The organism is Methyloglobulus morosus KoM1 (assembly GCF_000496735.2).
Lineage (GTDB): Bacteria > Pseudomonadota > Gammaproteobacteria > Methylococcales > Methylomonadaceae > Methyloglobulus > Methyloglobulus morosus.
Genome location: NZ_AYLO01000009.1, coordinates 14,483 through 37,826 on the forward strand (window position 1 = coordinate 14,483; position 23,344 = coordinate 37,826).

Annotated in this window: 17 protein-coding genes; 5 read left to right on the forward strand and 12 right to left on the reverse strand. The window is 48.4% G+C overall.

The annotated features are described in order from the left end of the window. Window positions 1-49: 49 nt before the first annotated feature. The 4 genes from maiA to hppD are packed head-to-tail and all read right to left on the reverse strand — an operon-like array spanning window position 50 to window position 3,835. Window positions 50-697, reverse strand: a complete 648-nt coding sequence (gene maiA, locus MGMO_RS01430) for a maleylacetoacetate isomerase (RefSeq protein ID WP_023493229.1) — start codon at window positions 695-697, stop codon at window positions 50-52. After that, window positions 688-1,668, reverse strand: a complete 981-nt coding sequence (locus MGMO_RS01435; RefSeq protein ID WP_023493230.1) for a fumarylacetoacetate hydrolase family protein — start codon at window positions 1,666-1,668, stop codon at window positions 688-690. The genes maiA and MGMO_RS01435 overlap by 10 nt, the downstream gene beginning before the upstream one ends. Next, window positions 1,665-2,780, reverse strand: a complete 1,116-nt coding sequence (locus MGMO_RS01440; RefSeq protein ID WP_023493231.1) for a homogentisate 1,2-dioxygenase — start codon at window positions 2,778-2,780, stop codon at window positions 1,665-1,667. The genes MGMO_RS01435 and MGMO_RS01440 overlap by 4 nt, the downstream gene beginning before the upstream one ends. After that, window positions 2,780-3,835: a 4-hydroxyphenylpyruvate dioxygenase gene (gene hppD, locus MGMO_RS01445; protein ID WP_023493232.1), complete on the reverse strand. Its 1,056-nt coding sequence runs from the start codon at window positions 3,833-3,835 to the stop codon at window positions 2,780-2,782. Before hppD ends, MGMO_RS01440 begins: the two co-directional genes overlap by 1 nt. A 118-nt stretch (window positions 3,836-3,953) precedes the next feature. On the opposite strand from hppD, the gene MGMO_RS01450 reads away from it, so the two are divergent. Continuing rightward, window positions 3,954-4,898 carry a hypothetical protein gene (locus MGMO_RS01450; protein ID WP_235557205.1) on the forward strand — a complete coding sequence of 315 codons (945 nt, stop codon included), beginning with the start codon at window positions 3,954-3,956 and terminating at the stop codon, window positions 4,896-4,898. 88 nt (window positions 4,899-4,986) lie between these two features. Here the strand turns inward: MGMO_RS01450 and MGMO_RS01455 are convergent, their stop codons facing one another. From MGMO_RS01455 to MGMO_RS01480, 6 genes are all read right to left on the reverse strand, one after another. Beyond that, window positions 4,987-6,951 carry an acetoacetate--CoA ligase gene (locus tag MGMO_RS01455; RefSeq protein ID WP_036306468.1) on the reverse strand — a complete coding sequence of 655 codons (1,965 nt, stop codon included), beginning with the start codon at window positions 6,949-6,951 and terminating at the stop codon, window positions 4,987-4,989. Between the two features lie 164 nt (window positions 6,952-7,115). Beyond that, window positions 7,116-7,607, reverse strand: a complete 492-nt coding sequence (locus MGMO_RS01460; RefSeq protein WP_023493235.1) for a macro domain-containing protein — start codon at window positions 7,605-7,607, stop codon at window positions 7,116-7,118. 295 nt (window positions 7,608-7,902) lie between these two features. Then, window positions 7,903-10,797, reverse strand: coding sequence for an aminomethyl-transferring glycine dehydrogenase (gcvP, locus tag MGMO_RS01465; RefSeq protein ID WP_023493236.1), 2,895 nt, complete (start codon window positions 10,795-10,797; stop codon window positions 7,903-7,905). A gap of 3 nt (window positions 10,798-10,800) precedes the next feature. Further along, complete coding sequence (gene gcvT / locus MGMO_RS01470) at window positions 10,801-11,883, reverse strand: glycine cleavage system aminomethyltransferase GcvT (protein ID WP_036306481.1); 1,083 nt, start codon at window positions 11,881-11,883, stop codon at window positions 10,801-10,803. A 76-nt stretch (window positions 11,884-11,959) separates the two neighbouring features. Further along, on the reverse strand, window positions 11,960-13,183 hold the full coding sequence (locus MGMO_RS01475) for an aminotransferase class I/II-fold pyridoxal phosphate-dependent enzyme (protein ID WP_023493238.1): 1,224 nt from the start codon (window positions 13,181-13,183) through the stop codon (window positions 11,960-11,962). Next, window positions 13,170-14,150 (reverse strand): NAD-dependent epimerase/dehydratase family protein, encoded by a 981-nt coding sequence (locus tag MGMO_RS01480; protein WP_023493239.1) that lies wholly within the window; start codon window positions 14,148-14,150, stop codon window positions 13,170-13,172. The genes MGMO_RS01475 and MGMO_RS01480 overlap by 14 nt, the downstream gene beginning before the upstream one ends. A 421-nt stretch (window positions 14,151-14,571) precedes the next feature. On the opposite strand from MGMO_RS01480, the gene MGMO_RS01485 reads away from it, so the two are divergent. Beyond that, window positions 14,572-15,435 carry an arginase gene (locus tag MGMO_RS01485; RefSeq protein ID WP_023493240.1) on the forward strand — a complete coding sequence of 288 codons (864 nt, stop codon included), beginning with the start codon at window positions 14,572-14,574 and terminating at the stop codon, window positions 15,433-15,435. On the opposite strand, the gene MGMO_RS01490 is transcribed toward MGMO_RS01485, so the two are convergent. Then, window positions 15,432-16,451, reverse strand: a complete 1,020-nt coding sequence (locus tag MGMO_RS01490; protein ID WP_036306482.1) for an ornithine cyclodeaminase — start codon at window positions 16,449-16,451, stop codon at window positions 15,432-15,434. The two genes, MGMO_RS01485 and MGMO_RS01490, sit on opposite strands and share 4 nt — an antisense overlap. 391 nt (window positions 16,452-16,842) lie before the next feature. Here MGMO_RS01490 and MGMO_RS01495 point away from each other — a divergent pair, with 391 nt between their 5' ends. The 3 genes from MGMO_RS01495 to MGMO_RS01505 are packed head-to-tail and all read left to right on the forward strand — an operon-like array spanning window position 16,843 to window position 20,998. Then, window positions 16,843-17,181: an STAS domain-containing protein gene (locus tag MGMO_RS01495; RefSeq protein WP_023493242.1), complete on the forward strand. Its 339-nt coding sequence runs from the start codon at window positions 16,843-16,845 to the stop codon at window positions 17,179-17,181. A 7-nt stretch (window positions 17,182-17,188) separates the two neighbouring features. Further along, complete coding sequence (locus MGMO_RS01500) at window positions 17,189-17,614, forward strand: ATP-binding protein (RefSeq protein WP_036306470.1); 426 nt, start codon at window positions 17,189-17,191, stop codon at window positions 17,612-17,614. Window positions 17,615-17,659: 45 nt separating this feature from the next. After that, window positions 17,660-20,998, forward strand: coding sequence for an NAD-glutamate dehydrogenase domain-containing protein (locus MGMO_RS01505; RefSeq protein ID WP_023493244.1), 3,339 nt, complete (start codon window positions 17,660-17,662; stop codon window positions 20,996-20,998). A gap of 24 nt (window positions 20,999-21,022) precedes the next feature. On the opposite strand, the gene MGMO_RS01510 is transcribed toward MGMO_RS01505, so the two are convergent. Next, a complete protein-coding gene (locus tag MGMO_RS01510) occupies window positions 21,023-23,275 on the reverse strand; it encodes a PAS domain S-box protein (protein WP_023493245.1) in 2,253 nt (750 codons plus the stop codon). Window positions 23,276-23,344 lie beyond the last annotated feature (69 nt).

Sequence of the window (23,344 nt, forward strand, 5' to 3'; positions counted from 1 at the left end):
AGGACTGGCACTTTAAAGGCCCTGTATAACATCACCTTAGCCGATAAAATTATGTTTCGGCATCAGGTTGGTTGTCGGGTGCGGCATTGGAAAAAGCAGCTTCTTGCATACAATTTTCATAAATAGCACTAATCAGTGGAAAATTGTTCATTTCGCACCCAAAACGGAAGGCATTATAGACTTGTGGTATCAAAAAGGCATCGGCCATACCGGGCGCATCGCCATGGCAAAATCGTCCCCAGGAATTATTTTTTAGCAGCAGTTGCTCAATAGCGGAAAATCCTTCGTGTATCCAATGGCTATACCAAGACAGTTGAAAGTCAGTTTGTACTAAGTCATTTAAATAATTCAGCACCCGCAAATTATTGAGCGGATGAATGTCACAGGCAATGATTTGAGCCAATGAGCGGACATAAGCGCGCTCTATGGCATTGGCGGGCAGCAACGGCGGAGTCGGGTAGACTTCTTCCAGATACTCGATAATCGCGGACGACTGGGACAATACCGTATTTTCCACCACCAGGACGGGCACTCGTCCCTGTGGATTAAGCGCCAAGTAATCGGCCTTGAATTGTTCGCCGCCGTTCTTGAGCAAGTGTACGGGGCGAATTTCATAGCCAATATTTTTCAGGTTCAACGCAATGCGTACCCGATACGCGGCGGAACTCCTGAAATAACTGTACAGGATTATCGGCATGGCTTGACCTCCTGTTCAATCGCGCCGAAGATTGAATCCCCCTGCCCGTCCAGCATTTCTATCCGGATTTTATCGCCGAAACGCATAAATTCGGTGATGGCCACACCGGTTTCGATGATTTCAACGACCCGTTTTTCGACGATGCAGGAATAACCCGTAGTTGAATCAACATTACTGACTGTACCAGAACCGATAATCGTCCCGGCAGCCAATTTTCGGGACTTAGCGGCATGATGGATCAACTTGGCAAAACTGAATTGCATATCCTCGCCAGCATTTGCTTCGCCAAATAACTGGCCGTTCCAAGCGACAGTTAAGGGTAAGTGTAATTTCGTATTTTCCCAAGCCGCACCCAATTCATCGGGAGTGACTGCAACGGGTGAAAATGCGCTAGCGGGTTTGCCGTGCAGGAAACCAAAGCCTTTAGCCAGTTCATCAGGAATCAGGTTTCTCAGTGAAACGTCGTTAATCAAGACAATCAGCTTGATATGGGAACCGGCATCGTTAATGGAAACCCCATATTCCACATCATCGGTAATCACGCCGACTTCGGCTTCAAAATCGATGCCCCACGCTTCACTGGCGACTTCTATAGGATCACAAGCGCCGAGCATGTTATCCGATGCACCCTGATACATTAATGGGTCGCTGTATAAGTTTTCCGGCATTTCTGCGCCGCGCGCTTTCCGCACCCTTTCAACATGGCTTAAATAAGCACTACCGTCCAGCCATTGGTAAGCCCTAGGTAATGGCGCAGTCACCTTATATGAATCGAAAGGGATAAATTCGCCTTTGCTTTCGTTAATTTGCCTATAAGCTTCTCGCAATTCGTGTTCAACTTCGCTCCAGTTGTCCAGTGCCGCTTGCAGCGTCAATGCGATAGTGGGAACAAGTTTCGCTTTGGTTAGTTCGCGGTTGACGACCACGAGAATTCCATCTCGGTCACCTGTCTTAAGGGTGGCCAGTTTCATTTCCAAGAATCCACATAACCCGTCCACTCAATGGTTTTGGCCTGTTCGGAAATTTCCAGCGTATCCCGCGCATCAATCATCACCGCCACCTCGTCCGTCATTATCCCGCGCTTTTTCTCGGCATTTTTTAGCGCTTTCGGATGCGGGCCGTGAGAAATTCCACTGGGATGCAAGGTCATCATCCCCGGTTCGATATGGTCACGGGAAAAAAACTGGCCGGCATGGTAAAAAATCAGTTCGTCATAATCGTCATTGCTATGGAAAAAAGGCACGTTCAAGGCCTTAGGATCGGTTTCATAAGGCCGTGGCACGAAAGTGCATACGACAAAACGGCTGGAAGTAAAAGTGGTATGGGCTGAAGGCGGCACATGGTAGCGGTGGCTCATCAACGGCCTGATATCGCGCCAGTTAAGGCGTACCGGCATCAACGTGCCATGCCAGCCCACGGCATCCAGTGGATTGAATGGATAGGCGATCGTGCTCAATTGGTTTCCTTTTTTGACTACCACCTGCCATTGTGCTTCATTTTGCTGGGCGATGAATGCGTCATCAATCTTCGGTACGTCCAAAATAGCCGGATCGAAAATCGCCTGATTGCCAACCAGCCCTTTTTCCGGTAAGCGGTAGCTGTCGTTAGTCGACTCAACCAACAAAGCACTAACGGATTCCTGCACACAGATACGCCACATCGTCCCGCGAGGCAACATGACATAATCGCCCTCGCTAAACACTAAATGACCGTAATCGCAGTACAGTTCGCCAGAGCCTTGATGCACGAAAACCAATTCATCGCCGTCGGCATTCCTCACCAGATGATCCATGTCGTTTTCCAACTTCATAAAGCGAATTTGTGTGTTGGCGTTGCTGAACAGCAAGGGCGCATCCCAAGGACAGTTTCCTGAATATACCAATTTTTTTGTGTCAAAAGCGCGGGGTTTCAACAAGCCCTCAACTGTTAACCAAGATGTTGGCGGGTGACGGTGATACATCTGGGTAGAAGGCCCATAAAAGCCTTCTTTGCCTAATTCCCGTTCATAAGTACCCGCAGGGAGATCGGTATGCGCCTGCCGTGATGCGTTACCTTCCACCTTGGGTATATTGATCCAGGGCATCAAATCACTCCCCGTTTGATCTGGTCGCGCTCGATAGCCTCAAAAAGTGCTTGAAAATTCCCTTCGCCGAAGCCTTCATTGCCTTTGCGTTGGATAATCTCAAAAAATATGGGGCCGATCACGGTATTGGTAAATATTTGCAGTAACAGTCCAGTACTGACGGCGGGGTCGCCGTCGATCAATATCCTGTCGTTACGCAAGCGCTCCAGTGCTTCGTGATGACCGGGTATCCTTTCGTTGATTGTGTCATAGTAAGTATCGGGAACGTCCATAAACTGGACACCGTTAGCCCGCAATTGTTCTACGGAGGCGTAGATGTCCTCGGTAGCCAGGGCAATGTGCTGGATACCTTCGCCGTGGTACACGTCCAGATATTCCTGGATTTGCGATTTGGAATCGGTCGGCTCATTGATCGGGATGCGGATTTTGCCGCAAGGGCTGGTCATGGCGCGGGATTTCAATCCAGTAACCTTACCTTGGATATCAAAATAACGGATTTCACGAAAATTGAACAGCCATTGGTAAAATTCTGCCCATTTGTCCATGCCACCATGGTAAACATTATGGGTCAAGTGGTCGATGGCGGTCAGCCCAACGCCGACAGGTCGTGGATTCACACCGTCCAGCGGTATGAAATCGACATCATAAATGGAATGCTCTTCACCATAGCGATCCACCAGATAAATAAGGCTGCGGCCTATGCCCCGGATTGCCGGAATGTTGAGTTCCATCGGCCCGATATGGCCTTGATAGGGTTGGGCTCCTAAATTGATGGCACGGTTGAAACATTGGGCGGCATCTTTAACCCTGATTGCAAACGCACATATAGACGGGCCATGCACTTTTGCAAAAGCCTGGGCGAAACTGTCCGGCTCATGGTTGATGATAAAATTGATTTGCCCCTGCCGATAAAGCACCACATCCTTGGAACGGTGTTTTGCGATAGCGACAAAACCCATTTTAGTAAATAATCGTTCTAACTCACGGGTATCCGGTGCGGTATATTCGACGAATTCGAAACCATCTGTCCCGACCGGATTTGATGCACTGTCCATTACACTGCCTCCGTCTTCAATACGACAATAAGACCCAAACGTGCCTATTAAGTTTCACTGCTATTTTTTTGGAAGCCCATACATTCCGATACTCCCAGAAACTTATCGAATCGGGGTTATGTCCAATAGATCAAACAGCAATTTTTACCGGAGGTGCATCATGCTAGACGACCTGTTAGCCAGTTTTGCACAAAAACACCATATCGAAGGTTTGACAGCACCATCGCTGATTGCGCTCAGTGAAGGGCGAAATGAGTATTCCTTCAATAAAGCTAAACGGTTCCTCAAATTTCAGCGCCGTATTAATAGCGAACTCCTAAAGCACCGTGTCATTACCGACAATCACTATACGGAATGGTTTGAACATGGCGAACAAAACTTGGCGCAAATCAAGGCTTTTATCATCCAATTTTCGGTGTTTTCCAATCAATTCCTGATTGCCCAACTGCACAAGATGATCCATGCCGATACGCTGGAAAGTATGCGGGCATCAAAAGAAATTTTGGCAAATGAAATTGGAGTGCGGTTCAAATCGACCCGCCATTCAGGCGGTGGAAAAAATCTTGGCTCAACAGAAGGGAGCGTAGAGGGAGGCACTTTTCATTTTGGTGCCGGCCATTTTGAGTGGTTGTATAACCTTGCCCTTAAGCTCGGTATTTCATTTACTGAAATAGGCCAACCCAAACACGGCACTAAACCTACCTTATTTTTCTGTGATGAACTCATCCGGCTTTATGGCGGAGATAACTATCAAGCATCCCAAGCCGCCAGTTATGCCGTTGAAAACTGGGCAGCCGCCGGATTTTGGGGGCAATTAATCAAGGGCTTTCATCTGTTTAATGAACGGAATGGGACTGACCTGCCTTTGGGATTTTTCATCTGGCACGACCGACTGGAATGCCAACATGCCGCCCATACCCAGGAAGAATTGGAGGAACTGTATTTCACCCTGGAACTCGATGAAGACAGTTTTATCCGTTACGGAAACGAAATGCTGGACGGCGTTGCTGCATTTTGGGATGGTTTGGATGAGCAGAGGCGAAAGTTAGCGGCGGTTCATTGAGCCGTCAAATAGGGTTATTAATAAAAATAAGGCTGTAGGCAGATTCAATCTAGGCTGGTCAGATGTGCAAGCATAAGAATTTTCCAGATCATTTGTCCTTTGGGTACGGCGTAATACGCTTATACTGTTCCAGCGCTTCGGGATTGGCTAGGGCATCCCGATTTTTTACCGGAAGCCCGTGAATGATATTGCGTACCGCCAGCTCGGCAGTTTTACCGCTTTTGGTACGCGGAATGTCGGTCACTTGAAGGATTTCTGCTGGAACATGATGGGGAGAGGCATTTTGCCTGATCTGTTGTTTGATCTTCACTTTCAATTGATCTGATAGCATTACCCCATTACGCAGGATGACAAACAAAATAATTCGGCAATCGCCGTCAATGTCCTGCCCAACCACCAGGCTTTCCAGCACCTCATCCACCTGCTCCACTTGCCGGTAAATTTCAGCCGTACCAATTCGGATGCCGCCAGGGTTGAGCACCGCATCCGAACGGCCATAAATAATCATTCCACCGCTTTCCGTCAACGCCACATAATCGCCGTGCCACCACACGCCCGGATATTTTTCAAAATAGGCGGCATGATACTGACTCTGGTCGGGGTCATTCCAGAAACCAATCGGCATGGAAGGAAACGGTGCCTTACAGACCAGCTCACCTTTTTCCTCTTGCAATGATTGGCTGTTGTCGTCATAAACATCGATGTCCATCGCCAGTCCAGGGCACTGGATTTCTCCCCGGCGCACCGGAAGGATCGGGCAACCTAAGACAAAGCAGGAAATGATGTCTGTTCCGCCGGAAATGGACGACAGGCAGACATCGGATTTGATCGACTCGTACACGTAATCAAACCCTTCCGGCAACAGGGGCGATCCGGTAGACAAAATCGTATTGAGCGATGACAGGTTGTGGGTGTTTTTAGGGTTAATGGCGGCTTTTTTGATGGTGTCGATATACTTGGCGGAAACCCCAAAGATATTGATACGGAATTCATCAATCAGGTCAAATAACGAATCGGCCCTGGGATAAAGCGGCGAACCGTCATAAAGCACCAGCTCCGCACCGGACGCCAAGCCGGAAGCCAGCCAGTTCCACATCATCCAGCCACAAGTGGTGTAATAAAATAGGCGGTCGCCGGGATGGATATCCACATGCAGTTTGTGTTCTTTCAGGTGCTGGAGCAAAGTCCCGCCTACACTATGCACGATACATTTCGGCGGCCCCGTGGTGCCGGAAGAATAAAGGATAAATAACGGATCGTCGAATGCCATCGGCACAAACCCTATCGGTGGTTGGTCTTCCGAAAATTCGACCAGATAGTCTTGCCAGAGCATTACCTGATTGGTGGCCTTGAACGGTTTCTTTTTTAGGTAAGGGATTAACACGGCCTTTTGAACCGATGGGAGTGCCTTAAGCAAAGGTTCAACCTGATCCAATCGATCAAATACCTTGCCGCCGAAAGTGTAACCGTCGCTGACAAACAATACCTTGGGAGCTATTTGGCTGAAACGGTCTACGATACCGGGAATCCCGAAATCCGGTGAACAGCTACTCCATATTGCACCGAGGCTGGCGGTTGCCAGCATTGCGATGATGGCTTCAGGAAGGTTAGGCAAAACGCCGGCCACGCGGTCGCCGGGCTTGATGCCGTCATTCCGCAACGCTTGGGCAAGCTGGGAAACCTGGCGATGTAGGCCTTGATAAGTTAGCTGTCGGGTTTCGCCACTTTCTCCGTGAAAACTAATGGCAATGTTGTCCTTATTACGGTGGCGCAATAAGTTTTCCGCATAATTGAGCCGGGCATCCGGAAACCAACGGGCTCCTGGCATCCTGTCTTGATGCGATAAAACCACCTCCCCTTTCCGGCCTGCCTTTATATCCGCAAACTGCCACATCAAATCCCAAAAAGCGGCGGGATTTTCAATAGACCATCGGTAAAGGGCGGCATAGCCGGTAATAGCAACACCATAGCGTTCCCCCGCCAATCCCATGAAGCGGGTAATATTAGCGTTTTCCCGCCGTTCCTCCGAAGGCCACCAAAGAACTGGATTCACGTTGCTCACCACCTGGACACACTCCATAAGAGCGGAAACGGTTCGGGTAAGTTCAGTTGGGCGGCTTGAAAACGGCCTACCGCTCCTTCAAGCCCAGCATATATTTCTTACCTTGATTGTCTGCTGTGGCGTTTGGGAACAGGACGGTTAAATGGACAGGTTGTTTAAACGGCTGGTTCATCAGCGGGTAGCCCAGGATGATAAACAACGTATACGTAGACTGGAATATCAAGCCCGCCTAAATTATTTTCAATTAACGGCCACACATCATCCCAGTCCAAATCACCCAAACCGGTACCCAACCTCGGCAAAGCAATCGAGGTCAGTTTTTCAAAGGCTATCATTTTCACTAATACCGTTAACGCGTGCCTGATATTGCTTAGGGTTGCCTTGTCGTAGTGATGGTCGTTGCTTTCCATATTTTCATGGGTAATTAGGTTCACGATACGCATGTTATTTTGCCCAACCCACATCCAGGCCTCACCTGGCTTTGTATTATGCTGATGACACCAGCGGTCAAGGTCTTTTTGTAGGGAGGGATATTTGTTACGTAGTTTCAAAGCCAAACCTTTATCCATAGGGTCGTTTACCCCAACTCCGTGGACAATCGCTTGCGCCTTGCTCAACAGGATGTCACCTTCGACTTTGTATATCATAGTTTCCTCAGTATTGTGCTTTATTTAGATAGGGACGTAGGACGGATTAGACGCGCAAATCTTTCAAGCTTTGGGTAAGTAAAGTTTTTCCGCGCGCGTAATCCGCCGCATGGGGTGTCCATTCATACGGCGGATTACGACGCGCCCATAGTCCAGTCAAAATGGAAAGACCTTTTGGTTGCGCGTCTAATCCGCCCTACGGATCTTTTAAAATCATTCCAGACTTTAGCGAAGCGGGTCGGGATTTGCAACCTTATAGAATCCTTAATGTCAGGCTTGCCATTTTGTAATAAGTTTACTCATAATCCGATAAAGGCGGACAAGTACAAACCACATGCCTATCGCCATAAACATTATCAATACGTCCAACCGGCGGCCAGTATTTATCGTCATGCTGGTCGTTGTCAGGGAAAAAGGCTTGCTGCCTGGAGTACGGCAATGTCCATTCTTCCAGCAATAAGCGGTGGGTATGCGGCGCATTGTGCAGCACGTTATTTTCGGCATCGGCATTCCCGTTTTCTATGGCTTTGATCTCCTGGCGAATAGCGATTAGCGCAGCGCAAAATCGGTCTATTTCGGCCTTATCCTCACTTTCGGTCGGTTCGATCATCAGGGTATCGGCGACGGGAAAGGCCACGGTCGGCGCATGAAAACCGTAATCGATCAGGCGTTTGGCGATGTCATCCACGGTGATGTTGCAGGCTTTTTTGAATTCACTGCAATCGATAATACATTCATGGGCGACCCAGCCGTTTTTCCCCCTGTATAAGATAGGGTAATAAGGAGCCAAGCGTTTGGCGATATAGTTGGCGTTCAATATTGCGGTCAGTGTTGCCTGTTTTAATCCGGCTGCGCCCATCATCGCAATATAAGCCCAGGATATGGCATAGATACTGGCAGAACCCCAGGGCGCGGCGGATACGGTGCCAACAGTGTCGTGTTTGCCTTTAGCCGGATTGATGCCTTTTACCACAGGGTGATCCGGCAGGAACGGGGCCAAATGCGCCCCTACGCCAATCGGGCCAACACCGGGGCCGCCCCCTCCATGCGGGATACAAAAAGTCTTATGCAGATTAAGGTGGGCAACATCGGCACCGATTTTGCCGGGACGGCACAAGCCAACCAACGCATTAAAATTGGCGCCATCCAGATAAACCTGCCCTCCATGTTGATGAATCAGGTTGCAGATTTCCCTGAACGCTTGTTCAAACACACCGTGTGTGGATGGGTAGGTAATCATTAATGCAGCTAAGGTATTGCTGTGTTCGGCGACCTTTGCCTGCAAATCGTCCAGGCTGACGTTACCGCAAGCATCGCAGGCGACGACCACGACCTTCAGTCCCGCCATCACCGCACTAGCAGGGTTAGTGCCGTGCGCGGAAGCCGGGATCAGGCAGATATTTCGCTGCCCCTGACCTGTAACTTCATGATATTTGCGGATGACCAACAGGCCCGTGTATTCGCCCTGCGAGCCGGCATTGGGTTGTAGCGAGAAGGCATCGAAGCCGGTCAAATCACATAGCATATCTTCCAGCTCAGTAAATAATTGCTGATAGCCCAGTGTCTGGTAAAGCGGGGCGAATGGGTGCAAGCCGTTAAATTCATGATAGGAAATCGATTGCATTTCCGTCGCTGCGTTGAGCTTCATCGTACACGAACCTAACGGTATCATCGAGCGGTCCAGCGCAATATCGCGCCGGGCTAACCGTCGCATATAACGCATCATTTCAGTCTCGGAATGGTAGCGTTCAAAAACGGGATGCTGCAGGATATTATCGCTACGCAATAGCGATTCGGGTATGCATCCCTCCAGTGCGGCGTTTATCCGGTTAATGTCGGGAAATTCTATTGCGGGCGTGGAGAACACTTGCCACAGTTCCCGCAGGTTAAGCCGCGTTGTCGTTTCGTCCAGGGATATTCCGATATGGTCGGTGTCAATAAAACGCAGATTGATATTCGCATCTGCGGCTTGTGCCACATAACGTTTTGCACGGTTCGGGACTCGGACGACAATGGTATCAAAATAACAGTGGCTGATAACCTCAAGGCCTAGTTGGGAAATGCCTGTCGCCAAAATCTGGGCATAACGATGCACCCTGCCCGCTATCAAACGAAGGCCTTCAGCGCCGTGGTAAATCGCGTAGAAACCGGCAATGACAGCCAGGAGAACCTGCGCGGTGCAAATATTGCTGGTGGCCTTATCACGGCGAATATGTTGTTCGCGGGTTTGCAGGGCCATACGAAAGGCAATCTGACCGTGAATGTCTTTTGAAACGCCGATGATGCGACCGGGAACGGAGCGTTTGTATTTGTCTCGAGTGGCAAAAAATGCCGCATGCGGCCCCCCGTACCCCATTGGTACACCAAAGCGTTGGGCGCTGCCAACGGCAATATCGGCATCGAAGGCTCCCGGCGGTTTCAACAAGACCAGGCTTAGCAAATCTGCAGCAACGGTCAATAGCGCGGATTTTTCATGAGCAATCGCCGCGATTTCGCTTAAATCCTTAATTTCGCCTTTTGAACCGGGATATTGCACCAGCACAGCAAAAAAATCATATTGTTGCAAGCCGCTATACGGATCGGCGATGATGACATCATAACCCAGCGAATGAGCGCGGGTAAGAACAACAGCAATGGTTTGCGGGTGACAATCCTGATCGACCACTATCGCATTGGCAGTGCTATGGGATAAACGCCTGGACATGGTTATGGCTTCCGCAGCAGCCGTGGCTTCATCGAGCAAGGAAGCGTTGGCGAGTTCCATGCCAGTCAGGTCGATAATCATTTGCTGGAAGTTTAGCAAGGCTTCCAACCGCCCCTGGCTGACTTCCGCTTGATAAGGCGTGTAAGCGGTGTACCAGCCTGGGTTTTCCAGGACATTGCGCTTGATCACGGCGGGCATAACGGTGTCGTAATAACCCATACCGATCATCGAAGTGAACACTTTATTGCGTTCGCGCATTTTGCGCATGTGTTTGGTGACGGCGCTTTCGCTTATCGTTTCGGTCAGTTTCAGGGGTTCATGGTTGACAATGTCGGCAGGCAACGCCTGTCCGATGATTTCATCCAGTTCACTCAAGCCAAGTTCGGCAAGCATTTCACGGATTTGCTTAGGATTCGGGCCGATATGGCGATGGATAAAATAACCGCGCATTTCCAATTGATTCAAGCTGGTACGTGAGGTAGGCATGAGTTATCTATGATAGTGATGGGGAATGAAGGGCAGCCGGGTGACAGTGACGGCGACCTGTCGCTCGCGCACCTTTGCGTATAAACGGGTATCTAAGGTGGAATAATTCCGATCCAGCATGGCCATTGCAACAGGCTTACCGAGACTGGGGGCAAAGCCGCCGCTGGTGACATGGCCTATCGCGTCATTATCACTGTTAACAATGGCGCTGCCTTCCCGTACGGGTTGCTTACCGTCCACACTCAGCCCGACCCGGATTCTTTCAGGGCCTTGTTGTGACTGCCGGTTAATTTTGTCAGCACCTGGGAAATCGCTGCAGCCTTTTTTAATCAACCAATGTAATCCTGCTTCTACCGGCGTTACGGTTTCATTAAGCTCATGCCCGTAAAGGCACAAGCCGGCTTCCAGGCGCAAGGTATCGCGTGCGCCCAGACCGATCGCTGTGACCCCCGGCTCGGCAAGCAGCAAGTCAGCTAGCGCTACCGCATTTTTATTGGGGACAGATATTTCAAAGCCGTCCTCGCCGGTATAACCGCTACGGCTGATTGTGCACTTGATGCCGCCCAGTTCCGTTTCATGGGCCGTCATAAACGGCAAATCGGCGGTGTGTGCAGAAAATTTCCTGATGATGGCTGCCGATGCCGGCCCCTGTAAGGCGAAGAGTGCCTGATCCGTGAGTTCAACAAAATGACAGTGGGCGGATAACCGGCTCGCTAAATAATGAAAATCCTTCTCTTTACAAGCCGCATTGACAATGACTATGAAACCGGACGCAATGCGGGTAATGATGATGTCGTCAATGATACCGCCTTCGTCATTCGTCAAGACGGTATATTTCTGTTGACCGGATTTTAGTCCGGCAATATCGCTGGGGGTCAGCCGTTCAAGCTCGCCAGCGGCCTCATCGCCTGAAATCAGGCATTGCCCCATGTGCGATATATCGAAAAATCCGGCATGGGTTCGGCAATGCAGGTGCTCGTGAATAATGCCGTGTCGATACTGGACAGGCAGTCGGTAACCGGCAAAAACCGTCATTTTGCCGCCCAGGTCAAGATGAAACTGATAGAGGGGAGTTTCTTTTAGCATAACATTGAAATGTTCCCAACTTCGATAATGAAAATACAAAAAAATCCGTATAACCAACTGCTGCTGGACATGCATCCTATCCCTTAAACTCAGCCAGTTTGTCCAGCAAAAAATTCAAGTCCTTTTCCGTGTGGTCGGCGCCTACCTGCAATCTTATTTCCTGTTCGCCCTTGGGAACAACCGGATAATTCAGCCCGGTCACCAGAATATTATGGGTAAATAAATGGGCTACCAGGGCGGCTGTTTTGTTGGTGTCCCTGACAAAGACCGGCACGATGGGATGTTCGCCTACTAAGGTTTCATAGCCTAAGCGTTCCAGCCCTACCCTCAAAAAAGCACTAAATCCCCGCAGTTTTTCGAGCAGCCGCAGCCCTTCATGGCTATCCAGGACATTCAGCGCCGTCAAAGACGCTGCCGCTTCGGCAGGCGTGATAGGGTTTGAATAAATATAAAACGGCGAGGTTTCGCGTAAATAATCTATCACCCCCGAACTGGCGACCACATAGCCACCATTAACGCCTAGAGACTTGCCCAGCGTCGCAATCAGGATATCCGCCTTGCCGCCAGTCACTTCTTCGGTACCGCGCCCACTTTGGCCAATGGCTCCTACGCCATGGGAATCGTCAACAATGCTAATGACCCCTTCTTCATAGCCTGCTTCATGTTGCTTACAGCAACCGTTAATCCGGTCGATCTGTGCATGATCGCCACGCATGCTAAAAATGCCGTCAGTCACGACACAAACCCGTTTAAATTGCCCGCTATTCGCGGCAAGAATTTTATCCAGCGCATCAATATCGGCATGAGCGTACACTTCTTTCTTGGCCGGATGGGACAGACGAATCGCATTGATGATACAACTGTGGTTGAGTCCGTCACTGACGACCAGGGTATCTTCCGATATAAACTGCGGCAGGATGCCCATCATCGCGGCATAGGCGGCACTGAATATCATGGCGGATTCCCGTCCGTGAAATTCGGCCAGTCGTTTTTCCAGTTCCTTATGTGGCTGGTAGGTCCCGCTGATGAAGCGGACGGCCCCAGGGCCTGTGCCATATTTTTCAACCGCTTCGGCTTCGGCCTTTATCACCTGGGTGTGCTGCGCCAAGCCCAGATAAGAATTTGAATTCATACGCAGGAATGCCCTGTCGCCGCATCCTTCAAGAAAATAGCGTGGGCCAAAGCCATTTTCCGCTGGCTTGATACCGGTGATAACCTTTTCTTTGCCCTTGCGTGCGCCTTGTCCTTGCAGGCTGATCAATTTTGTGGCAAACAATTGTTCTACCTTATCTAGCGGCATAAGCGCCCCCTTTTATCTTTTGCTCACTGACCGTTATTTGTTCCAGCATATCCTTGACTGTCGCCGCCAAATCATACTGGGCCTGCCAACCCCACTCGGCGTGGGCGGCGCTATCGTCCATGTGCCGGGGCCAGGAATCGGCAATAGCCTGACGGACTGGATCTATCCTGTAACTGACCGTAAAGTCGGGTAGGTGTTTTTGTATTTCCGCTGCAAGCTGTTCAGGCGTAAAACTCATGGCGGCAACATTAAATGCATTGCGATGCTTCAGTTTTGCACTATCCGCTTCCATCAGCTTGATAGCGGCGGCAACCGCATCCGGCATATACATCATATCCAGTTGAGTATCCGTCCTGAGAAAACAGTCATAATGCCTATTTTTTACCGCCGCATAAAAAATATCGACCGCGTAATCCGTCGTGCCGCCGCCCGGCATGGCTTTATAGGAAATCAGCCCAGGATACCGCAAGCCGCGCGTATCGACACCATAACGATGAAAATAGTAGTCGCAAAGGAGCTCGCCAGATACCTTGGTAATGCCATACAGCGACTGAGGCCGCTGGATAGTCTCCTGCGGCGTGTTAAAACTGGGTGTGCCGGGGCCGAAAGCACCGATGGAGCTTGGAAAAAACACGGCGCAACCGTGTGTTCTGGCGACTTCCAGCACATTGATCAGGCCGTTCATGTTGATGTCCCAGGCTTCCATCGGTTTTGCTTCGGCCACGGCGGAAAGCAGGGAGGCTAGGTGAAAAATCGTATCACATTGAGTATCTTTGACCATCTTCTTAAGCGCAGGCGCATCACGGACATCCAGGCGGTAAAAAATAAAGTCCTGCGGCAATTCGCTAGCTGGCCGATGGTTATATCCGGTGGCGACAACGTAAGCCGCGCCATATTTGTCCCGCAATGCTTGCGTCAGTTCTACACCGATTTGTCCGGTAGCACCGGTGACTAGAATTTTCTTCATCTAGGCGCTCATCCTTTCCTATTTTCCATTCTTGTTTGTTGTCTTCGGAAAACCTGAACCAAGGCTAAGGCATTAAGTTCGCTCAACTTATCACAGAGCCGAAACTTGGATGACTGAATCCTTCCGTCTTATGACCAAAAAATGAAGTATTTGTTGCCTTGCCCCAAATATTCATGAAAATCATTGGTGGTGGGCATTATAGATTTTAGCGGGTAACGGACGGATCATCGGCAATCGATCAACCAGGACAATGGTTTCAATAAGGATCCTTTGCCCATCAGAGGATACAGGCATCCTCGTAATAAACGATAATTTTGGGTTTGTCTTGATTTATTGCATGTTTTTTCGGTCAAAGCAATACCGAATTGGACAACTAGGTTTTCGATATTATCGGAAACCTATGGGCTAAAAACTAACCTATATGGCTATATTACACGCTTTAGGCATCGTCTCGTGCTTGGGTGGGCCATTGCATTTATGTGGCTATGCAGCAGAAATGCTGCGTGACGAATTTTCCCGGCAACTTCCTAACCAAAAACGGCTACAGATCCAGTGGCAGTTGCTCCATCCTGAAAGCCAGGGCTTAAAGGAGGAAAAATTAACCCAACTCAATAAAGCCATAAGCCAATTTACGGAATACTGGACAAAAGAAAACCGGCCTTTCTTGATCGTTGGCGGCGACCATTCCTGTGCGATGGGAACTTGGGGCGGCGTGCTAAATGGTTTGTCCCAGCCGGGTCAATTCGGCCTTATATGGCTAGATGCGCACATGGATGCAAACACGTTCGCTACGTCCCCATCTGGCAATATTCATGGTATGCCAGTGGCTGCTTTGCTCGGCAGGGCGGACGAAAAGCTGGCGGCGATGTATCCCAGTCCCCGCATTGTCAAGCCGGAAAATCTTATCCTCATCGGTGTGCGAAATTATGAAAAAGAAGAATATGAGTTATTACGGCAAGCAGGTGTAGAAATTGTTTTTGCCGACCAAATTCATGGGCTTGCACCCGTGTTAATTAAGGCAATCGATAAGCTCAGCCAGTCTTGCCAGTCCATTGGTATCAGTATTGATTTGGATGTTGTCGATCCGGAAGATGCTCCCGGCGTAGAAACGCCAGCCCAAGACGGTATTAAAGCCAGCGAATTGCTTGCAGCGCTTTCATTGATTAACCGGCATCCCAAAGTGTGCGGCCTGGAATTAAGCGAGTTTACCCCTGAAAAAGACATCAACAACAAAACCTTGCGTTTGATGAAAGCACTTATTGAGGCGTTCTATGCAAAACCCTAGTGCCGACTGGATTCCAATAAGCCAAATAAATTTTTGGGATCATTAGGTTTCGGTATCATGGGTAACTCTGACCCTATGCGATGTTCTTTTGCCAGCTCATAGACAACCCGGAGTATAGAAAAATCTTCCAATGCAAAACCGACGCAATCAAATAATATAATCTCGCGATTATCTTGCCGCCCATACTTTTGCTGGCAGACCAGTTCCCATAATTCGGCATAGATACACATGGCTGTACATTGCTGCACTTCCCCTTCTACCAGGGTTTGTGGCATATATTCGACCACCAGTTTGACTTGATTTAGGAATTCTTCAGACAGTTCGGTTTTCCCCGGACAATCGCCGCCCATCGCATGTATGAAAGTGCCTGGGGCAATATCGCCAATGTCCAACAAGGATTGCCGCTTTTTGGCGGCTGTCGCCGTAATGACAATATCAGCATGATGCACAGCTTGGGTAATACTGTCGCAAGGAATTAGCCTGAACTTTTGTCTGGACAGGTTTCTTGAGAATTTGCTCATGGCTTGCGGGTCAGTATCGAAAAATCGCACCTCTTCAAGGCGGAAAAAACTGGCGAACGCCATCACTTGAAACTCTGATTGTGCCCCAGTGCCGATAATCGCCACTGATTTTGCTTCTTTACGGGCAAGATGTTTTGCCGCCAGGACACCCGTTGCTGCCGTCCTGAATGCTGTCAACAAAGTCATCTCACTGATCATCAGCGGATAGCCGCTAGCGACATCGCTTAAAAGACCTACAGCGACCACGTTGAGCTTGCCAAGAAGCGGATTGCCGGGATGTCCGTTAACATATTTGAATGCATACAGGTGTTGGTCGGCACAAGGCATTAATTCGATCACGCCATGCGGATAATGTGTCGCATGACGTGGCGACAACAAAAACTCGTCCCATCGACCAAAATCTTCCTCCAATGCAGCAATAACGCGTTTGAAAAAATGGTCCAGGCCGATGGCCTGGACCATTTTTTGGATATCTGTAATGGTAAGGATTTTCATATTGCGCGTTGCATTCTGCATTACCTAAACGATTTATGCCCACTTTCATAAAAGCCAACGAACAACGAACGGTGAGTTTTGCCCGTTTATTTAACGAGTTGGGCAATTTATTCAATTTTTTGTTAAAAGCTTTGACAAGTTATCAGCCTTTACTATCCATTTAATGGCTATACTTGGGCTGGATAGGCTTTAAATGGCTGGCCCGTTGGCATGATCGCCACGAATACTTAGCCAGAACCTCTGGCTCCACTCAATTAAAGCCGTTTTAAGTTTTCTCCCCGATAACCATTTAAATGTTCTTATAAATTTGCACTTATGCATCACCATAGCGTCTAATCGAAAGTTGGAAGTGCGGATAAAATACGCTTAGGTTAATTGCCAAAAAATCACTATGAATTTGAAACAAGAAAAAATAAATGACTATAGCGTCCTGACTATCCTGGATGAAAGGATTGATGCCCATAATTCAGGCGAATTGAAAGTATATCTTCTACAGATGATAGAAGGCGGCGAGAAGCGCATTATTGTGCACTTAGGCCATGTCCGCTTCATTGATAGCTCAGGCTTAGGCGCTTTATTGTCCGGTAATAAACAGGTTCTTGCCCGATCGGGGGAATTTGCGTTGACCAATATCCAGAAGCAAGTGCTTTCGATGTTTGAACTGACCCGACTCAACCGAGTATTCGACATTCACGACGATTTTACGGAGTCGTTTGGTAATGGAACTTAGAGCCCCTATGTGTGACACTTTTATTCATGTAGACGTTGTAATCCCAACTCAAACCAAATATTTGGCTTTAATCGCCAGTATTGGCGAACGCATCGCCAAGGAATTGGACAATTTTACGGGAGACCGGGAAGCATTGTCGTATCAGTTGAACCTAGTACTAACCGAGGCGACGGTCAACGTCATTAAACATGCGTGCGAGGATGACATAAAAAACTGCGTTAGAGTGACCATTAATCTCCAGGAGGATGCATTAAATATCAAGGTCTATGATTATGGCCAAGGTTTTGACCTGGAAGCCGTGCCGTTGCCGGATTTAGACCATCCAGGAGAAAGTGGGATGGGACTTTTTCTTATTCGCAGTTTGATGGATTCAGTCACGTACACCCAACATGCAGATTACAATGTACTGGAGATTATTAAATACCTAAAATAAGGTATTCTCATTGATAATGAAGTAGGCCAACCAACAATCGCAAGCATGGATGAACAATGGCATAAAAAAACCCTCTCCTGGCAAAATCGCTTCAAATTGCTTGCCCTTAGGGCTTTGGGCAAACAAGCGGGTAGTCGGTTATGGCAAAAATACCGTGCATTATTCCCAACGGACTATCAAACGCTGATTGCGCCCCGTTACGCCCTGAACGATATTCTCCAGCTAGAGCATTTAGTCGCCACGAATAGCGAAAGCGTCAGCCTAGTGAGGCCTTACGCAAGCCAACCGGACTACCGCCTGCATTTTTATAGCCTCCAGGAACGCTATCTGGATGAATTTATTCCTGTCCTTGAGAACTTGAATTTACGGGTCATGGACCAAGTCCAGTTCACTTTCAAAATTGAAGGTGTAACTGCCACTATCAAAAGTTTCACCGTCAAGGCCGCGCGCAGCCAGTGCACTTCACTTAACCAGGTAAAAAAACGCTTGTTGGAAACCATTCAAGCTGTCACGGAGGGAAGGGTCGAAAATGATGCCCTGAACAAACTGTGCGTGCTAACAGGGATGGCCTGGCATGAAATAGATGTGCTGCGCGCTTACCGAAATTACTACCTACAAATTAGTTATCGGACGACAACCGCTAGTTTTCATCATAGCATCATAAAAAATCCACAAGTCGCGCTCGATTTGTTCCGCTATTTTGAAGCCAGGTTCAGGCCCAATCCCGACTGGGATGACCCTATGTCCCGAGAAGAGCGGGCGTTATTCCCGCTGCGGATTCAGTTATTGGACGGCATTAATTCGGTCACCGACCTCAATGATGACCGGGTCTTGCGTACAGTCTTTAATTTAATAGACGCAACGGTCAGGTGTAATTACCATAATCGCCGTTATCACCCAGATTACTTTATCGCATTTAAAATTAATAGCCTAGGCGTGATCGACATGCCTTCCAACAAACCGTACTGCGAAATCTACGTCCACTCTGTCGATATGGAAGGAGTCCATTTACGGGGCGGCAAAATTTCGCGCGGGGGAATCCGCTGGTCTGACCGCACCGATGATTTCAGGACGGAAATACTGGGTTTGATGCAAACCCAAATCAACAAAAACGCCTTGATTATTCCGACGGGGGCTAAGGGTGGTTTTGTCGTGAAAGAAAACGGCCCTATGCAAGATTTCAAAAAGGCAGGGGAAAAGGCTTACATTCGTTTAATACACGGATTGCTCGATTTGACCGACAATTATAGCGACGGTGCAATCGTCAGTCCCGAAGGCATCGTTTGCCATGACGATCCTGACCCTTATCTGGTAGTGGCGGCGGATAAAGGCACGGCAAAATTCTCGGATATTGCGAATGCAGTTGCAAAGGAATATGGCTTCTGGCTGGTCGATGCCTTTGCCAGCGGCGGTTCGCACGGATATGACCATAAAGCGTTAGGCATAACGGCACGCGGCGCTTGGGAATGTGTAAAACAACATTTCCGCGAGCTAGGGAAAGACATTCAGCAAGAAGCGTTCACAGTGATTGGCATCGGTAGCATGGATGGCGATGTGTTTGGCAATGGTATGCTGCAATCGCCCTATATTCGCTTGTTGGCCGCATTCAGCGGCCAACATATCTTTATAGATCCCAATCCGCCTGACAATGACGCCTCGTTTAATGAGCGCAAGCGTCTATTTGAATTGCCCGGCTCGTCTTGGGATGATTATGACCGCAGCCTCATATCCAGCGGCGGCGGCGTTTTTTCCCGTTCGGCCAAAGATATCCATGTTTCCGCCGAACTCAAGAAATGGCTAGGCATCCGTTATAACACGATAGACAGCGAATCCCTGATCCGCTATTTACTGCAAACCCCAGTCGACTTGTTATGGCTGGGCGGCATAGGCACTTATGTAAAAGCTAGTACGGAAAAGCAAGAAGAAGTCGGTGACAAAGGCAACGATAACGTACGCGTGGATGCTTGTGAACTTGGCGCTAAAGTCGTAGGTGAGGGCGCCAACCTGGGCTTTACCCAAAAAGCACGCATCGAATTCAATTTGCGCGGCGGTCGCATCAATACCGATGCGGTGGATAATTCCGCAGGAGTCGACACATCCGACCATGAAGTTAATTTAAAAATACTGCTGAACAACTTACACAAGAAAAATCTAATTGACGACTCGCAATCGTTATTTGGCGACATGACAAGGGCTGTTTGTCGGTTAGTGTTGGCAGACAACATTGCGCAGGGCCTTTGCCTCTCCTTGGATCAGCGCCGCAGTGCTGACAATCCGGTAATGTTTTTGCAGGTTGCCGATCACTTGGAAGCTAGCGGATATTTGGACAGGTCGGTTGTAGCCTTCCCGCAATCCAAAGAAATCCTATCCCGTCCAGGACAGGTTATCTCCAGGCCGGAACTGGCCGATTTAATGGCCGCCAGTAAAATGTATTTATCCCATCACATACAGGTTCATACAGGGAATCTTGATAATGAAATCTACGGACCTTATTTAGAATCCTATTTTCCTGGTCAGCTTGGAGGGCCGTTTAAACAGCATTTAAGCGAACATCCCTTAGCCAATGAAATTAAAGCGACCGTCATCAGCAACAAGATAATCAATCAGGCAGGCTGCAACTTTTTAACCTTTAGTGTTGGAAACGAAAACGGCGGCATTCTCGATGCCGTCAATTGTTACTTGGCCTTTGACCGGATTTTACAGGCGGACTTATTACGCAAAGCGATTGGTGCTTTTGACAATACCGTAACGGCGGATAAACAATATCAATTGTTGCAACAACTTGAACAAACTTTGATGGATTTTTGTCGCTGGACGTTAGCGCACAGCAGGGCCATTCGTCCGGAGTCAAGCACAATAAGCTTGTACAGCCGCTATTTAAGTGCTTATGAAGAATATCTTAACAAAAATAAGCCTGATAGTTGGCTAAAACAGCTTAGCCACTATGAAAAAGAGAAAATTCCTGCTGCTTTACTGCAAAAACTGGCCTTTATTGCCACTATTCAGGATTTTCCTTTTATCGTGACCCTGTGTTGCGAAACCCAGCAAGATTTTACATCAATCTTTGGCTTATTAAACGACATTAGGGGCTCGCTTGGCTTGGATGAAATCCAAAAGCAGCTAAGCGATATACTCTTGCGCGATGAGTGGGAAAGAAAAGTGGCGGAAGACTTGCAAGATGACATGCAACATATCTTAGGTCAATTCCTAAAGAAAATCATAGCTAACCGGATTACCTGCACTGCCTTTTTTGAAAGTCAGATTGACCCACGACAAATCAAGCAGTACGAACGGATTCACCTGGAAATTAAAAATACCCAACCCGCTAATCTATTGCCTTACGTTTTACTGGTCAGGGCATTGGCTAAAATGATTGCAGCCTAAGATTTAAGCTGAAACGAATTGGATTCAATGGCATTTTAAAACCATCAACGTAATATCATCGGCAAATGCGTTGCTTTGGCTAAACTGCCTTAACGAAACGAAGATTTCATCAATGATAGCTTGCGGTTGTTCCTGTGCATTTTGGGATACAATAGCTTTTACTCGATCCAGGCCGAAAAATTCCTTACTGGTATTTTCGACTTCGATTAAGCCATCGGTATAAAACAGGATCACATCACCTTTCTCAAGCATTGTCGTTTTCTCTTCAAAAACAACATTTTTTCTAACCCCAAGCAGTAAGCCTTCGGCATCTAGTTTCTTAAACTCCCCCTCATACTGATTGAGCAACAAAGGCGGCGGGTGTCCGGCATTGGCAAACCTTAATTGTTGCGTGTGTATGTTGTATTGCAAGTAAAACAAGGTGATGAAGTAATCTGATTTATCTAAATCGTCGAATAAGAAATTGTTTAGGACCACTAGCGTTTCTGAAGGGGTCGCCAGAAGATTGGTTTGTGCCCGTATCGCGCTGCGGGCTTCGACCATAAACAAGGCGGGGCCGATGGAATGGCCAGAAACGTCGGCTATAACGATGTCCAATTGGCCTTCTTTCCGAAAGAAATAATCAAAATAGTCGCCCCCCACTTTATCGGCAGGGAGGCAAAAACCCGCTAATTCAAAATCTTCCGATTTAATGGGGGCAGAAGGAGATAATGTTGCTTGAATCTGTTGGGCAATCTTGATTTCATTCTGGGCGATCGCCAAGTTAACTTGGGCCTGCCGGATTTGTTCCTCCGCCGCTTTACGGTTGGAAATGTCGTGCATGAAGCCGCTAAAGATATAGGTATTGCCGAACTTCAAGGGCGAAACGCTCAGCTCTACAGGAAATTCAGTGCCGTCGCGGCGTAAGGCAACTTGTTCCGACTGTTTGTTTAACATTGGGCCAACACCGGTTTGTAAAAACGTCTTTAAGCCGTCTCGGTGTGCTTTATGGAAACGGGGTGGGATAATCAATTCGTCCAGGCGCCGGCCTATCGCTTCTTCGCTTGACCATCCGAACATCTTTTCGGCGCGATGATTCCAATCGGTAACGATGCCATACGAGTCCATGAGGATAATCGCATTCATCGAACTTTCGATAATCAGCCTTGTGCGTTTTTCAGACTCTATCAAAGCCTCCTGGAAGTGCATCCTGGCAGTAATGTCATGGTCAACACCCCGCCATTTCAACAATTTACCCTGGGCATTGAAAATCGGCAAACCCGTCGATTCGGTCAGGATTTGTTGCCCGTCCCTATGTTGATAGTGGTTAATTAAGCCATAAAATGGCTTATGGCTAGTGGCGTACGTTCGTTGGCTTTTTTGGTCTTGGGCGGTCAAAAATTCCGTGTACTGCCTGCCAATGATTTGATCCCGACTGAATCCCAGAATTTGTGCAACGGCGTTACTGCAATAGAGGTAATAGCCTTCGGGGTCTTGTTCCCATAACCATTCGCCGGTCATTTCCGCCATTTGCCGAAACCGTTCCTCACTTTCGGCCAGCGCGGATTCTGCTTCTTTACGTCGCGTGATGTCTTCCTCAACAGCAACAAAATGGGTGATGTCGCCCGCACTATTTTTTATGCCGCTAATGCTTTCATAGACCCAGTACAGTTCGCCATTTTTTTTTCGGCCTTGAAACTCCCCCCGCCATTCCCCTGTGCTAAGTAGCATTTGCCACATATTTTGGTCGAATTCTGAAGGCGTGTTGCCGGTTTGCAGCATCCTGGGATTTTGGCCGAGTAATTCCTGGGTAGTGTAGCCCGTGAGTTCGGCAAATTTCGGATTCGCATATTCTATCCTCCCGGCACGGTCAGTAATCAGCATCGCACTGGCACTTTGTTCGACAACCCTGTGCATCCTGAATAAATCATTGTCCGGCTCGATAGCTTGGATCAATAAAAAAATGTCCGTGTGTTTGGGATGTTGATTGGGTAGCGGGGAAATGGACAATAAGACATGGATTTTATGACGGCCTTTCGAGACGATTTCACCTTCAAAACAGTTGTCGGCGGTTAAGTCGTCCATCTTTGCGACAGCCGACTGCCATAAGTCCATTACCTTGTCAGTTGCGAAGATCAGGGCTAGCGGTTTGCCGACAAGTTCATTTTCACTATAGCCCAGAAGGCTTTCAGTCGAGCAGTTGACTTGATGAATACGTGGGATATTGTCTACCTTATCAGAATGGTTGATCCTGACGATGACCATATTGAAACTGAGACTGTCTATGATATGGTGCATGTTGGGGGTTGGGTGCTATTGCTGTTTTAGATCATATCAGGGCGACCAGGAGTCGAACTCAACCTATTA

Coding starts and splice junctions, on each gene's coding strand:
- maiA (WP_023493229.1), bottom strand. CDS start 697: ATGCCGATAATCCTGTACAGTTATTTCAGGAGTTCCGCCGCGTATCGG.
- MGMO_RS01435 (WP_023493230.1), bottom strand. CDS start 1,668: ATGAAACTGGCCACCCTTAAGACAGGTGACCGAGATGGAATTCTCGTG.
- MGMO_RS01440 (WP_023493231.1), bottom strand. CDS start 2,780: ATGCCCTGGATCAATATACCCAAGGTGGAAGGTAACGCATCACGGCAG.
- hppD (WP_023493232.1), bottom strand. CDS start 3,835: ATGGACAGTGCATCAAATCCGGTCGGGACAGATGGTTTCGAATTCGTC.
- MGMO_RS01450 (WP_235557205.1), top strand. CDS start 3,954: ATGTCCAATAGATCAAACAGCAATTTTTACCGGAGGTGCATCATGCTA.
- MGMO_RS01460 (WP_023493235.1), bottom strand. CDS start 7,607: ATGATATACAAAGTCGAAGGTGACATCCTGTTGAGCAAGGCGCAAGCG.
- gcvP (WP_023493236.1), bottom strand. CDS start 10,797: ATGCCTACCTCACGTACCAGCTTGAATCAATTGGAAATGCGCGGTTAT.
- gcvT (WP_036306481.1), bottom strand. CDS start 11,883: ATGCTAAAAGAAACTCCCCTCTATCAGTTTCATCTTGACCTGGGCGGC.
- MGMO_RS01475 (WP_023493238.1), bottom strand. CDS start 13,183: ATGCCGCTAGATAAGGTAGAACAATTGTTTGCCACAAAATTGATCAGC.
- MGMO_RS01480 (WP_023493239.1), bottom strand. CDS start 14,150: ATGAAGAAAATTCTAGTCACCGGTGCTACCGGACAAATCGGTGTAGAA.
- MGMO_RS01485 (WP_023493240.1), top strand. CDS start 14,572: ATGGCTATATTACACGCTTTAGGCATCGTCTCGTGCTTGGGTGGGCCA.
- MGMO_RS01490 (WP_036306482.1), bottom strand. CDS start 16,451: ATGAAAATCCTTACCATTACAGATATCCAAAAAATGGTCCAGGCCATC.
- MGMO_RS01495 (WP_023493242.1), top strand. CDS start 16,843: ATGAATTTGAAACAAGAAAAAATAAATGACTATAGCGTCCTGACTATC.
- MGMO_RS01500 (WP_036306470.1), top strand. CDS start 17,189: ATGTGTGACACTTTTATTCATGTAGACGTTGTAATCCCAACTCAAACC.
- MGMO_RS01505 (WP_023493244.1), top strand. CDS start 17,660: ATGGATGAACAATGGCATAAAAAAACCCTCTCCTGGCAAAATCGCTTC.
- MGMO_RS01510 (WP_023493245.1), bottom strand. CDS start 23,275: ATGCACCATATCATAGACAGTCTCAGTTTCAATATGGTCATCGTCAGG.